Genomic DNA, 13182 nt, shown 5'->3' on the forward strand with positions numbered 1-13182 from the left:
CAAGGTCAAGATAGTGGTTTACAAACTTGTTACACTCGAGCCCGGAAATTTTCAGAGTAGTTGTCGCCTCGACGGTTAAATCTTAAGCGGTTTTTTTGATCTGGATTACTTCCTCTGTGTTAGGTTTTTGGTCAGCTTCAGTCTTGTCAGGATTCAGGTGGACTGCTTGGATTCTTTGCCACAACGGGTGTCACCGCTCCATCGACGTGGATGTCGAGCACGAGCCGTCTCATAGACCGCTTTACGCTTAACCAGTAGGTTTTCATCCAAGCCATCATGGCGTTGTGTTGGCGTGACGAACCGGATGGCGCTGTGGCGATGCTCGTTGTTGTACCATTCCACCAAGCCCGTCACCCAATCACGCGCATCCGTTACCTTTGCAAATGGCTTTAATGGATAGTTGGGGCGATATTTTAAGGTCTTAAAGAGCGATTCTGAGTAAGGGTTGTCGTTGCTGACCGAAGGCCGACTCAACGAGGGCATCACGCCAAGTTGTTGCAAGGTGGCCAGCATGGTGGCGCCTTTCATTGGGCCACCGTTATCGGAGTGCAGTATTAGTTGGTTTGACTGTATGCCTTCACGATGGCACAGGTCGCGTAACAGTTCGCCTGCCAAGGCGCTGCTTTCCTCTGCATACACCTGCCAACCCACAATCTTTCGGCTAAAAATATCCATAAACAGGTAAAGATAGAAAAACTGCCCGCGGATAGCCGACGGCAGGTAGGTAATATCCCAGCTATAGAGTTGATTGGGCGCTGTGGCACAGATCGCACGGGGCTTAGTGCGGGATTGGGCAGGGCGTTCACTGCGACGGTGCGCCAGTTGGTTTTCTGCTTGGAGTATGCGATAGAAAGTCGATTCAGAAGCCAAATAGCGACCTTGGTCAGCCAGCCGAGGTACGATCTGGCTCGGCGGCAGATGTCCAAACTCGCCTGAATTAGCGACCGCCAACACCTTGGCCCGCTCAATTCCTGTGAGCTTGTGCGGCGGCTGGTAGTCGCGTAAGGGGCGTCGGTCGCACTGGACAGCCTCACCCGCCTGCCAGCGTTGCAAGGTGCGTTCGCTTAAGCCCAGCACTTCACAGGCTTGCGCTCTTCGTAGGCAGTCATTCGACCTCTCCCCCCAAGAGCGCCCGGAACTTTTTTTGCAGGACCAACAGGGCGGCGGCCTCTGCCAAGGCTTTGTCTTTGCGTAACAATTCACGTTCCAGGGCATGAATTTCCGCTTTAAGGGTATGAACTTCACGTTTTTCAGATACGATCCCCTGGCTACAGAAACCAGCTTTCCACTGTTCCAGTTGATGGACAAATAGCCCTTGTCCACGGCACCAGGCATTCAGGTCCTCACCGACCAAGCCATAAGATTTCTGTAACGCTGCCAGGCGTTCTTCAGGACGCCAATCCTGAGGACGCATCGATTTCGATTGTTGGCCACGGGGGATATCCAATTGGGTTTTTTTCATCCATGTTTTTAAAGTTTGTAAACAGATGTTCAAGTCGTTCGCGACATCCTGGATCGATTGATCATTTCCACGGTTGTAAACCTTTGCCAGCGCTTGCTCTTTAAAGTCTTCAGAATACCTTGTATACGTTTTCATCTCTAAGCTCAAATTTTATTTTCTTTAAAAATTTGAGACGACAACTATTCTGACGCAGGGGGGGAGAAGTCATGATAAAAGAACAAATAATAAAAACTACACAACACAATTTTTCCACGGTTTTGTGCCTGCTCGCTCTATTCGTAGTCAATGGGGAAGTTTGTGCGCAAGACACGCTCGAAGCGCAGGCGATACCTGTTCAAACTGAACAAGCCTACAGCTTTTCAGAAGCCGTCGTCGAGTCGGTAACAGGAGATGTTTATTCTGATCCCTCGAAGTGGCAAGATCTTTCCTACAGCAACTTGTTCAGCGAAGGCTGGGATAAACCGTGGGCAAGCCCACCTAACGGCAGTGGAGGCGCACCACGTCAAGGTTGGTTAAACGCTTATGATGGTGTTTTCTACCGCTTAGGCATCGCAGTTTTCGGTTGGCAGCATGGACTTAGCGGCGATGGGTATACCGGAAACCTGATTAACTATACGCCACTTAATCAACGCTTCGAGATTCAAACTGATATTCCGATGGTCTCGAATGGCGGTGGCCCAGGAATTGATTCGCAGACGAATTTCGGTGACTTTAGGATCACACCTCGGGTGATTCTTTCCGAATCTAAAGATGTAACTCAGTCTTTTAACGTGACCTTTCGTACACCTACCGGAAACAGCTTTAACGGTAACAATGTGGCAGCTATAACCCCGCAATATCAGTTCTGGACTAACGCATGGAAGGGCTTGGTGGTGCGCGGTGGTGCAGGCTTTACCATTCCGTACAGTGGTGATATTTCCAAGTCGGGTGCGCGAACCACGTTTGATGCTAATTTGGCGGTGGGCTATTACTTCACCCCACATGATTTCACGCCGTTTGGCGATATGGTCTGGTATCTATCGACCAACGTTAGCCAAGCAATTGACAATCGCTCTCAAAACAGCGGTACTTTTGTATCATTAACACCCGGTTTTCGTACCCATCTTGGGCAGAACTGGTATCTGCTGGGTGCTGTAGAAGTCCCCGTCACTAATCCTCAGCCTTACGACTACCAAGTGCTAGGCGGAATTATGAAAGTATTTTAAATCATCTGACTCCAGAGCATTCCACTCGCCTAGCCCTTACCAAAGGGCGGGAGGATTTTATAACGTTTGTTTCTAATCGTGCTGGTGTCGTCAATTTTTGGGAAGCTTGAATACGTTCATGCTTTCATAAGCACACTATGGCGACACCCCTATTTTTCCAAATTGCACTAGGTTTCATCCGTGCTGCTTGTTAATAATGTGCTGTAACTGAGCGCATCAGGTTTTCCCAGTAAATAAGAGGCATTCGGGTCGATAATGAAGTGCTTATTCATTGCAGTTCTACCTAATAACATACGAAAACGCATGGAATCGCGGTTAGTCAGTGTTATTTCAGCTTGAATAAGTTGCTGACCAAACAGTAGCTGGGTTTCTATGACGTAACGGCGTTGCTTATGTCCGCCAGAATCGGAAACTGCACGGTGGTCTTTGATGGGCGCGTGGCATTCTACCAGAAGATCACCGCGTTTTTGGATGGGTTGCACAGTAAACATCAACCAGTTTTCACCGTTTTTTAGGTAAGGTTCGATAGTTACTGCATGTAAGGCGGACGAACGTGCGCCAGTATCAATTTTAGCTTTAATCTGAGCGATGCCAAACTCAGGTAATGCTACCCATTCGCGCCAGCCTAGCAAAGGTTTGTGTGTTAGCTTGTCGGTCATAAAAGAAAGTTGATGGTCGTCAATTGCTTATCTACGTTAAGTTGCGCCTGAATGTGTTACATTTTCACTATTGCGTTATCTGCTTCGGGCATGATACTTAAGGAAGCACTGCTTACGTCTTTCAATAAGCTTAAAATGAATGATAAAGCATTGATTTTGTTACTGTAGTAACATATAAAACCTTGAATAACATCAATGTGTTCAAGATTTTCTTGCGCTCAATCCAGAACACAACACGATGCAATTATGCTTGAATACACCGATTATCTAAAAATATTTATTGCTTTGCTGGCCGTTGTCGATCCGTTGGTAGCGATGCCTGTTATCGTCTCTATGACAGCGCGAGATGACGCATCTGAACTTAAAGTGATAGCTAGAACTGTGGTACTGACTGTAACTACAGTATTGCTTATCGCACTATACGCCGGTCAAGAGGTTCTGGTTTTCTTTGGCATCAGTATCAACTCGTTTCGGGTGGGTGGCGGAATCCTGCTGATGTTGATGTCGTTTTCAATGTTGCAGGGCAAAATCAGCGAAACCGTACGCAATAAAGAAGAAGCCAAAGAAGAAGATAAGCAAAATGCTGTGGTGCCTTTATCAATTCCTTTATTAGCAGGACCAGGTGCCATCAGTACAGTGATACTTTATGCCCAAAAAGGCAACGGTGTTAACCATTACTTGATGATTAGCGCAGATATTTTTGCCGTAGCTGTTATTTTATGGTGCGTATTAAGAGCTACGCCGTGGTTGACTCAACGCTTGAGCCAGACCGGAATCAATGTTGTGATCCGGCTAATGGGTTTGATTTTATTGGCACTTGCGGTGGAGTTTATTGCAGGTGGATTAAAAGGACTGTTCCCTGCATTAGCTTGATAGTTAAGGACTAAGGAATCTGTCCAACAGCAGTGACTTGTTCAGATCAACAGTCAAACTTCCCACTGAATTCGCACTTTTGTATGCTTATTTAAGGAACATTTAAGAAATGACCATCACAATCGCCCTTTGTTAAATTAGTACGATTGGGAAGCATGGCATTATGAATTCGCCTACATTGGAAGAAACTGCCGTTGCTGACGGTACAAATAAGGTGTCAAGAAGGCGTTTCCTGAAGCGTTTAGCTTGTGGTTCTTTACTGGCGATGGGATCACCTAACATCGTTCAGGCGGCTTTTTCAGGCTTTACCGCACACAAAAACCTCTCTTTAGCACATCACCATACCGGCGAAAACTTAACCCTTACTTATTATGAGCAAGGGCGTTATATTCACGGTGCTTTGGACGAAATCAGCTATTTCATGCGGGACTACCATAACGGTGCGGTGCATTCCATTGATCCGGCTTTATTGGATCAATTGTACGATGTCAAATTGTTATTGGGCGTAAACAAGCCTTTTCATATTGTTTCTGCATATCGTTCACCTGAAACCAATGCCAGTTTACGTAGGCACAGTCGTGGTGTTGCTAGACAAAGCTTGCACATGGAAGGTCGGGCAGTCGATATTAGAATGGAAGGTATGAGTGCTAATACAATCAGGAAAGCAGCTCTTATGGTACAAAACGGTGGTATTGGTTTTTATCCGCAGTCAAACTTTGTCCACCTAGACACAGGTGAACTAAGAACTTGGCATAGGTAACTTGATACGCTTTATCAAGTTGTCAGCTTGGTTAGCTTTGCAGAACTCGATCAGAAGACAAGTTAGGATTTTGATCAGCTAAATCCTGAAGTATTTGCCTGAAATGTTCGTAGTTTTTAATTTTTAATACGCCAACTTCATCTAAAACAGCTTCGTAATGTATAGCTGCTCTTCCGCCCACGATTAACGCAACATCTTTACCTAACAACTTCCTTAATCGTCTTAATTCTTTTGAAATCACATGATCGTCGGTCTTAAAACTAATGCTGATAGTGACTGCCGACGCATTAGTAAATTTAACCGCCGCCGCAATTTCTTCTGCTGGTAGGTTTGCACCTAGATAAGTCACTTTCCAGCCTTTAAGTTCCGCGATAATGCCCGCAAGCAACGCACCTAGCTCATGTAACTGATTGATAGGCGTACAAACTATCATTCTTGGTGCATTAGGCGAACACGGATTGTTGTTTCGCAAAATATAGGTTAGCGAGCGCACGATAGACGATGCCATGTGTTCATGGACTGGTCTAAGTTCACCAGACCGCCATCGGTCACCAATGAGCGTTAGCAATGGGTTTAGTAATCTCTCAATAAAGACTTCTGTACCAAGCTCTACGATGGCATTTTCGAAATGCGACTCTAACGCATGAGCATCAAAAGCCAACACTGCGGCATAACATTTTTGTATGTAGTCTTCGGCAATATGTAGCCTGTTGCCGTTAACTGGCACGGACTGCTCTATCACCTGTACTATTGCTTCACTTTCCTTCTTCAGCAGGGTTTTTAGGTCGTCCAGGGAAAGCTGTGCTATTTGGCTGATGCTATGTCCATCATTTGTTGCTTGGTTTAGCAGTTTAAGACGGGCGATATCCAAATCGGTATAAACGCGATGACCACCTTCAGTACGCGTAGGCTTGACCGCTTGATAGCGGCGTTCCCACGCCCTAACCAAGTCAGATTTAACGCCTGATCTTTTAGATACCGTGCTAATTAAATATTGTGCTGAATTATCCATAGTTTAGACACTGGTCGTATTTAGTAAGCACAAAGGCCATTGGTACAGATTCTACCATGAGTTTTACAAAACATGGACAAATGTGCAACTCTTTATTTAGTAATCGTTCTCAATTAGTATAAGGCTGTTTACAAGGCTGTCAAATGAGAAATCCGTCTGTTGCGGCAGTTGCTCGGCTGATTTTATCAACGTTACTGGTATGACAATAGCTTGACAGACAGACATTCAATTTATTTACCCGACTGAATTAACACCAAATAGCCGGTTTTGTAATCTGTATAGATGAAGTTGTAGCCCAGTTTTTTAAGTCGGTCATTACGGCAACGCTTATTCATGTCGGCATTATTTTCGGTTATTTTGGCGATGGGTGGATTGCAATGCAGCTTTTCCGTCATCCATGTCATCACCTCCCATAACGACGTAGGATCGTCATCACTGGCTAAATAACACTGCTCCAGACTTACGCCTGCAATACGTTGCTCTAGCAAGAATGCCAATACGCCTACACAATCACGCTGATGAATTCGATTAGTGAAATAGCTTGGATTTTGCTGTATTGACGGCGTTTGTTTCGCCGTTCTAAGTAGATATTCACGACCTGGACCATAAATGCCCGAGAAGCGCACGACAACATTAGCGCGATTGTGTGCCATTAGTTTGCGTTCTGCATTGACGATTTTAAGGCTGGTGTTTTTAGTCGGCGCAGTAACTGAGTCTTCATCAACCCATTCACCCTGGTTCTGACCATAAACACTGGTAGATGACACAAATATCAATGGTGCTTTTGAACCGGTTTGTGCTAATCGGTTAAGTAAGTTGTCGATACCGGTTTCGTAGATGTCGTGATAGCTGTTTTCGTTACGGCTATCGGCGGAAACGATAAAGAAAATGTGTTCAAAGTCCATATCTAGCGCATCTAAATCTGCAACCGAGGTAATGTCTGCTCGCACAAACGTAAACTTTTCCTGGTTTGCAAGCGGCGGGTTACGTTTTAGCCCAGTCACATCATGCCCCGCCTCCACCAAGGTGTTGGCTAACTCATAACCTATTGCGCCACAACCCACTATCAGTATCTTTGCCATTGCTTATATTCCGTTAATGAGCTGTAATTCTTGCGGATAAGGCGACATATAGTAAGAATCTTCTATGTAAGGATCAGGATTTTTCCTGAAATGGTGTTTTAGCAAGGTCAATGGCACGATAAGCGGCACTTCACCTTGCCTGTAACGCTCGATGACTTCGCAAAGTTCGGCTTTATCTTCTGCATCCAGTTCTTTTTTTAAATAGCCTTGAATATGCTGTAGCACATTGACATGGCTTTTCCGGCTGGCGACCTTTTTTAATGCTGTCATCAACTGAGCAATATAGCGGTTTGCGACTTCATTGATATTGGCTTTGCTCACTGTCGCTAATAATTGCCCTAAGTCGGCATAATTTTCGTGGCTCATAATAATGAGCTTGTGCCGCGCATGAAAGCGGGTCAAGCTGCTAGCCGTCAATCCTTCCGCCATAAGCTGCTGCCACCGATGCAGCACATAAACCCGTTGGATAAAGTTTTCACGCAACCTAGGATCGCCGAGCCGTCCTTCTTCTTCAACCGGTAAAAGCGGGTTATTACGTATCATCGCTTCGGCATAAATACCCACACCCAGCTTTTGCGGTTGACCATTCATGTAAACTTTAACGCGCTCCATGCCGCAACTGGGGGAATCTTTTTTTAAGATATAGCCACACAAATCAGCATGTACCGACTTTTGCTGATTGGCATAAGCACGCAATGGTGCGGTGACATCCCAATCAGGATTTTTTACACCTAAACTGCGTATTTCCTTATCTATTTTGACTAATTGGATCGTCGGTCGTGGCGTACCCATACCAATAGCCACTTCTGGGCAAAAGGGCAGAAAATCAAAATATTGCGCTAAGGTACCGGCAATATACGAATCACGTTTATGGCCGCCATCGTAACGAACGGGCTGACCAAGTAAACAACTGCTGATACCGACTGGAATTTTTTTCATCATTATGATTTAGCTAACTGTCAGGTTAAAATCTACCATCGAATGCCCAAATAACAAGAAAATTTACACTAAAGGTTTGACCTTACTGGTATTTATGGCAAATTGGTGGTTTATATCATTAACTTGAGCGGTGTTGCTTTAGTAAAAGTAATCGCCGATACTGAAATATATAAATAATTATAAGCAATTGATTTACCGTTGAAATAAATCAAAAAACCGTCAATAGATTTCCAATCAATCAGCCGTGATACACCTTCCTATGAAATTTAGCCTGTTTTTTATCATTATGACGATTAGCATGACAACATACGCTGACACAGCTACTAAAAAGAAATTGCCGCCCTGTCTCGATACACCGAACTGTGTCTCCAGCCAAGCCTCAGACAAACCGCATTACATTTTGCCATTTAAAATTTCCGGTGATCCTAAACTTGCTTGGGCAGAGCTAAAAAGGATGATTATGGCGCATGACCGGATGATAATTACCCACGAAACAGAAGATACGCTTCATGCTGAAGCTAACAGTCTGGTATTGCATTTTGTGGATGACATAGATGCAATACTTGATGCGGATGCAGGATTGATCCACATTCGTTCTGCATCACGAATAGGACACAGCGATTTTGGTGTTAATCGCAAACGCATGGAAAAATTCAGATTACAGCTAAGAAAATTACATTTTTTAGAAAAATAGTTCGCTTAAGCGGCTGATTGTTCAACAACAATGGTTAGTTGCCAATACAGAACCTCGTTATTCATCTTCCGTCGTGATCTAAGAATTCAAGATAACTCCGCACTCAATCTAGCAATAAGTGCTTCAGATCAGGTCTTGCCCTGCTTTATCTTTGATCCCAGACAGATAAAAAAGCATCCTTACCAAAGCCAGCCTGCGTTGCAATTTATGATGCAGTCTCTGGCTGATCTGCAACAGGCGTTTCAAGCCATCGACTCCGAGCTTGCGCTTTATAATGAACTACCTGCTGATGTGATAAAGCAGGTATTTCTACAACATTCCATCCAGGCCGTGTTTGTTAATCGGGATTACACACCGTTCAGCCGGACTCGTGATGTCGAATTGGCGCAGGTCTGTGAGGACTTACGCATTGACTTCCATTCCCTCCCCGATTGTTTACTGACTGAGCCAGAACAAGCACTTAAAAGTGATCGCACACCTTATAAGGTATTTACAGCTTTCTATAACAATGCCCGTCAATTCCCCGTCCCTCTTCCTAATGCACTGGAAAAGCCAAGGTTTATAAAGCTCGATGGCGATTCGGATATTGGTAAATCGATTTTCCCGCAAACTGAAAACATCGTAAACAGTTCTCCAGGAGGACGCATACAAGCACTTACCATACTTGGACAACTTACTAAACAAGCCGATTACCAAATACAACGTGATTACCCGTTTTTAGATGCGACCAGTCACTTATCCGCGCATTTAAAGTTTGGTACGTGTTCAGTGCGGGAAGTCTATTACGCAATTGTTCAGCAATTAGGTGCTGAACATCCGTTATTACGGCAATTGTATTGGCGAGATTTTTTCACTCATATCGCCTTTCACTACCCGCATGTTTTTGGCAAAGCGTTCCACTCGCAATATGACCACTTGATTTGGGATAACAATCGAGACTACTTTCAACGCTGGAGCGAGGGCAATACAGGCTTTCCGATAGTCGATGCCGGTATGCGAGAGCTGAATGCAACTGGGTTTATGCACAACCGCGTAAGAATGATCGTCGCCTCATTCCTGGTCAAAGATCTGCACATCAGTTGGCGCTGGGGTGAACGGTATTTTGCCCAACACCTGGTTGATTACGATCCTGCCGTGAATAATGGCAACTGGCAATGGGTAGCTTCGACAGGCTGTGATGCCCAGCCGTATTTCAGGATATTCAATCCCTGGTTGCAACAGCAGAAATTTGACTTGGATTGCCAGTATATCTATCGCTGGATACCGGAACTTAATGGAATTCCAGCAGCAATTATCCATAAGTGGCACAGTAAACATTCGGGTACGACTTACCCTGCACCTATGGTCGATCATGCTCATGAAAGCCAATTAGCAAAAGCCCGTTATAAAAGCGTTGTCTAAACTGACGTTGTTGTTCATGTATTGTACAAATATAATTTGACAATACGAGGGTTGAGCAGTAAGTTAATCAACAAGATTTTATCTTATTTAATTATCTGATTGCTTGATATTCGGAGCAAACACGTCAATTATCAGATAACAAATGAGGTAAAAGGTTTTTGTAAAGCCTTTTGTTCTAATATCCTCCTCTATAGCCCTCTCAACTCGTGTGGGAGGTGCTTTTTTTATCGGCACACACTAAATGAATTCACTGAATGAAAGAGCAATGAAGGTGGCTAAGTTTTTTACTGATGCCAATTTTTATATTTCTGTCCTCGTTCTGGTTTATGGCGGGTTTACCGCGTTAACAGAACACTACAGTATTTTTGAATTCAATGAAGAGCTGTTTGGCATCATGCACAACAATTTACGCATGGCGTTACTTTATCTCGCGATGACAGAAGTGGTGATTTGCTTGTATTGCCTGGTTACTAACCAGCCTAAGATGATGGGTTTTGTGGGTTATTTTCTGATTATGATGTTGGGTTCGTTGGAATTTTATGGCAAAATCAACAGTGTTCCCATCGATAATAATCTTCCGATATTTTTTCTGTACACAGGTCTTTCACATATTGCGTTCGGGCTGTTTGCAGGACTGGAAAAAGTCGGTGCTAAAAAATATTCTTGATCATATTCAATCGATTAATGCGAACGAACCACTTCAACATGGTTGATAAATGAGGTCAGGTGTAGCTGTTTAGTTAAGCGGTAGCGAACGTTTCGATGATTTTTGTGGATAAAAATAAATTCGCTAGGCTGAAAGCTTTTATTCATGAAGATTAAACTACTGGGTTGTTTAGCTGCTTCTCCACCTGGCAAATAGATGGCAGTGACCTCAATATCTGGATAGCCCGGATTGGAAACTTTAACCACGGTGGCGCTATCTCCCAACAATTCCACCCCCATAAACATGCCGGTTTCTTTGGACTGTGCCAGCCATCGAATCAAACCGATGGACAAGGTTTTGTGCATCACTCCGATTATGCTGCCCACTTTGGGTCTTATATGGTCGTCCGTCCATAATAATCCGTAACCTTTTGCACTTTTATCCACCAAGCGCATATTGGTTTCATAATAGGGTTGCTGACTGGTTTTCCATATTTCAGAGGGATCTGTAAACTCAATGACTTGGAAGGCGAGTGGCGTTACCTTGCTGGGTAAAGTGCCAGGAGTACTAGCCGATTCTGGATCAAGCTGTTTTCCATCGGTCGGGGCAATGTCAAAATTCAGGTCACGTAATTCGCCTGGGCGGCTCGGATCGAACGATCCAGTTTCTGCAAGAAAATTCTGTTTTTCGATTTCCTTGCCACGTAACAACTCGACAATATTATTAAAACCCATCGTACCAAATGGATAACCTTGGGCGGGTTCCCTGGGATCTTTTCTTTGTTCGCTAAGGGTTAAGGTTTTCGCCAAACGCAACATCATCAGGCGATCTGTAGGCATGTGACGCGCACGTTTATCGTAAGTTGCTTCGAGAATTTTACTGGCGACGGCAACGGTGGCGATATATAAACGGTCTGGATCTTGAATATCCGAATCATCATCAGAAATGCCTGGCGCTCCGTTACCTTTCAGGTGAATTGAGGGTATGCCTTTGAATTTTTTCTTTGGCACGGCCTTTAAGAGACTGGTATACGGCGCGTAATGCCCTAATAAGTCATGAATAGTACGCATTTCCTGAGGTGAAAACTGATTGGTATTGCTTAGTGCAAACACCAGTACGCGTTTAAAGGCGTTTTCAATCGCTTTTGCATCGGGGTTGAATTCACTCTCGGTTAGTCGATAAAGTTGGGCAAGTCGATAAAATTGAAAGCATTTATGCCAAAAATAAACATACGGTTTGGTATAGGTTTGGAAAATATATAACAAGCCCCTGCTCATCGCCTGGATGCCGTTACACAAAATCAACGATTTCTCTTGTAGAGAATAGTATAGGTCTTCCTTAAACCAATCTTCCTGGCTTAATAGGGAATAAGCATTGCCCAATTCCAGACTGCTCCAGACCGAAATTTCACTTCTCGCCGATTCATCGACCGTTGATTCGGAGGTCGAATCGGAAATATTGGGAAAAACGGTCAACATTACCGTAGCCGACGTGAGTACTGAAGCCATTTTTTCCAGAAAAAACAATCGTGTCCTGCCAGGAATGAGTTGTCGTTCAGGTGGATAAGCGTTATTCAGGGTTTGTAACACCTGTAAAATCTGCTGACATTTTGCCATATCGTCCATTTTAGTAACAGTGGACAGCCATCCCGAAAAATCCATTTCATCAATGGCAAACGGTAATGGCAAATCGCTGGGAGATGGACAGGGTGGGAATGGCTTTGACAGATTAAACGCGTGTGAACTCATTAAGTTAACGCCTTAGTTTGTGATAAATTTGTGATAAAAAATACTGTATTTGCTATTCGACTTCAAAAACAATAACAGGCTGACACTAGTTTAGTTTGTGGTAGCTATATCTACAAATTTTAAGCTTGTGAAACTGTGAACAAGGTCTTATTTAACGATTCATTACTGCATAAACGGGCTGATAACAGAATCAATTTGACCCGCATCAATCACCCCAAAATAGCGACCATCAAACGGATCATCGTTGGAATCAGACATTAACAATACTTCATTTTCTTTTAATTCATAATGATCCAACTTCAAAGCTGGCATAATTCGCCCTTCCCTGTCTTCTACCAGCGGTTTGCTTTGGAGATATAAAACATCGTTAACCGTCACGCCGCTATCATTGATCGTCACTTTGTTTTTATATTTTGCAGCTACTTTTAGCATCATATTGTCGAAATTATCTGGGCAACTTCCGGGTTTGATAGCCCCACTATCTCGCGCCGCCTGAAATTCCGGCTTATTTGGCGGACAAAAAACCACAATCTTTCCGATGGTTAGCGGTTCATCGACTTTCCAATACAAACCGGTTGGAACCGTAGAGCTGCTATTGACAAGTCCGCCCATCGTAAAAAAACCACCGCACAACAAAAGTAAAATGGCAGCAATCGACACTAGCGTCATTAAAGTTTTATTCATATTCATACAAAAGTGAG

At 44.0% G+C, this 13182-nt stretch carries 12 protein-coding genes and 1 pseudogene; 6 read left to right on the forward strand and 7 right to left on the reverse strand.

Translation table 11 applies throughout. The features are described 5' to 3' along the window. Positions 1 to 82 precede the first annotated feature (82 nt). Positions 83 to 1597 (reverse strand): annotated as a pseudogene (locus tag AC1YY3_RS08445) (IS3 family transposase). 71 nt (positions 1598 to 1668) lie between these two features. Here AC1YY3_RS08445 and AC1YY3_RS08450 point away from each other — a divergent pair. Then, positions 1669 to 2667: a transporter family protein gene (locus tag AC1YY3_RS08450; protein WP_482194408.1), complete on the forward strand. Its 999-nt coding sequence runs from the start codon at positions 1669 to 1671 to the stop codon at positions 2665 to 2667. A gap of 167 nt (positions 2668 to 2834) precedes the next feature. On the opposite strand, the gene AC1YY3_RS08455 is transcribed toward AC1YY3_RS08450, so the two are convergent. Then, on the reverse strand, positions 2835 to 3326 hold the full coding sequence (locus AC1YY3_RS08455; RefSeq protein WP_481824399.1) for an ATP-dependent zinc protease family protein: 492 nt from the start codon (positions 3324 to 3326) through the stop codon (positions 2835 to 2837). 246 nt (positions 3327 to 3572) lie between these two features. Here AC1YY3_RS08455 and AC1YY3_RS08460 point away from each other — a divergent pair, with 246 nt between their 5' ends. Beyond that, a complete protein-coding gene (locus AC1YY3_RS08460) occupies positions 3573 to 4199 on the forward strand; it encodes a YchE family NAAT transporter (protein WP_481824400.1) in 627 nt (208 codons plus the stop codon). Between the two features lie 163 nt (positions 4200 to 4362). Further along, the gene (gene mepK / locus AC1YY3_RS08465; protein ID WP_481824401.1) at positions 4363 to 4959 is read left to right on the forward strand and encodes a peptidoglycan L,D-endopeptidase MepK; all 597 of its coding nucleotides are present in this window, start codon (positions 4363 to 4365) and stop codon (positions 4957 to 4959) included. A gap of 31 nt (positions 4960 to 4990) precedes the next feature. On the opposite strand, the gene AC1YY3_RS08470 is transcribed toward mepK, so the two are convergent. The 3 genes from AC1YY3_RS08470 to AC1YY3_RS08480 all read right to left on the reverse strand — a co-directional run bounded on the left by AC1YY3_RS08470 (position 4991) and on the right by AC1YY3_RS08480 (position 7992). Further along, positions 4991 to 5971 (reverse strand): MerR family transcriptional regulator, encoded by a 981-nt coding sequence (locus AC1YY3_RS08470; RefSeq protein ID WP_481824402.1) that lies wholly within the window; start codon positions 5969 to 5971, stop codon positions 4991 to 4993. A gap of 230 nt (positions 5972 to 6201) precedes the next feature. Then, positions 6202 to 7053: an SDR family oxidoreductase gene (locus tag AC1YY3_RS08475; protein WP_481824403.1), complete on the reverse strand. Its 852-nt coding sequence runs from the start codon at positions 7051 to 7053 to the stop codon at positions 6202 to 6204. A 3-nt stretch (positions 7054 to 7056) separates the two neighbouring features. Next, positions 7057 to 7992, reverse strand: coding sequence for a YbgA family protein (locus AC1YY3_RS08480; RefSeq protein ID WP_481824404.1), 936 nt, complete (start codon positions 7990 to 7992; stop codon positions 7057 to 7059). A 298-nt stretch (positions 7993 to 8290) separates the two neighbouring features. Here AC1YY3_RS08480 and AC1YY3_RS08485 point away from each other — a divergent pair, with 298 nt between their 5' ends. The 3 genes from AC1YY3_RS08485 to AC1YY3_RS08495 all read left to right on the forward strand — a co-directional run bounded on the left by AC1YY3_RS08485 (position 8291) and on the right by AC1YY3_RS08495 (position 10754). Further along, positions 8291 to 8686 carry a DUF1499 domain-containing protein gene (locus tag AC1YY3_RS08485; protein WP_481824405.1) on the forward strand — a complete coding sequence of 132 codons (396 nt, stop codon included), beginning with the start codon at positions 8291 to 8293 and terminating at the stop codon, positions 8684 to 8686. A gap of 30 nt (positions 8687 to 8716) precedes the next feature. After that, positions 8717 to 10087, forward strand: a complete 1371-nt coding sequence (locus tag AC1YY3_RS08490; protein ID WP_481824406.1) for a cryptochrome/photolyase family protein — start codon at positions 8717 to 8719, stop codon at positions 10085 to 10087. 241 nt (positions 10088 to 10328) lie between these two features. Further along, on the forward strand, positions 10329 to 10754 hold the full coding sequence (locus tag AC1YY3_RS08495; protein ID WP_481824407.1) for a hypothetical protein: 426 nt from the start codon (positions 10329 to 10331) through the stop codon (positions 10752 to 10754). 14 nt (positions 10755 to 10768) lie between these two features. Here AC1YY3_RS08495 and AC1YY3_RS08500 read toward each other — a convergent pair whose 3' ends face one another. Both AC1YY3_RS08500 and traF read right to left on the reverse strand, forming a co-directional pair. Beyond that, positions 10769 to 12481: a hypothetical protein gene (locus AC1YY3_RS08500; RefSeq protein ID WP_481824408.1), complete on the reverse strand. Its 1713-nt coding sequence runs from the start codon at positions 12479 to 12481 to the stop codon at positions 10769 to 10771. A 162-nt stretch (positions 12482 to 12643) separates the two neighbouring features. Then, entirely contained in the window at positions 12644 to 13165 is a 522-nt protein-coding gene (traF, locus tag AC1YY3_RS08505) for a conjugative transfer signal peptidase TraF (protein WP_481824409.1), read from the reverse strand. Positions 13166 to 13182 lie beyond the last annotated feature (17 nt).

The organism is Methyloglobulus sp. (assembly GCF_964779595.1).

Bases quoted from the DNA above. Each gene is read 5' to 3' on its own strand.
- AC1YY3_RS08500 (WP_481824408.1), bottom strand. From the start codon at position 12,481: ATGAGTTCACACGCGTTTAATCTGTCAAAGCCATTCCCACCCTGTCCA.
- AC1YY3_RS08475 (WP_481824403.1), bottom strand. From the start codon at position 7,053: ATGGCAAAGATACTGATAGTGGGTTGTGGCGCAATAGGTTATGAGTTA.
- AC1YY3_RS08495 (WP_481824407.1), top strand. From the start codon at position 10,329: ATGAATTCACTGAATGAAAGAGCAATGAAGGTGGCTAAGTTTTTTACT.
- AC1YY3_RS08460 (WP_481824400.1), top strand. From the start codon at position 3,573: ATGCTTGAATACACCGATTATCTAAAAATATTTATTGCTTTGCTGGCC.
- AC1YY3_RS08480 (WP_481824404.1), bottom strand. From the start codon at position 7,992: ATGAAAAAAATTCCAGTCGGTATCAGCAGTTGTTTACTTGGTCAGCCC.
- AC1YY3_RS08490 (WP_481824406.1), top strand. From the start codon at position 8,717: ATGGTTAGTTGCCAATACAGAACCTCGTTATTCATCTTCCGTCGTGAT.
- AC1YY3_RS08485 (WP_481824405.1), top strand. From the start codon at position 8,291: ATGACAACATACGCTGACACAGCTACTAAAAAGAAATTGCCGCCCTGT.
- traF (WP_481824409.1), bottom strand. From the start codon at position 13,165: ATGAATAAAACTTTAATGACGCTAGTGTCGATTGCTGCCATTTTACTT.
- AC1YY3_RS08455 (WP_481824399.1), bottom strand. From the start codon at position 3,326: ATGACCGACAAGCTAACACACAAACCTTTGCTAGGCTGGCGCGAATGG.
- AC1YY3_RS08470 (WP_481824402.1), bottom strand. From the start codon at position 5,971: ATGGATAATTCAGCACAATATTTAATTAGCACGGTATCTAAAAGATCA.
- mepK (WP_481824401.1), top strand. From the start codon at position 4,363: ATGAATTCGCCTACATTGGAAGAAACTGCCGTTGCTGACGGTACAAAT.
- AC1YY3_RS08450 (WP_482194408.1), top strand. From the start codon at position 1,669: ATGATAAAAGAACAAATAATAAAAACTACACAACACAATTTTTCCACG.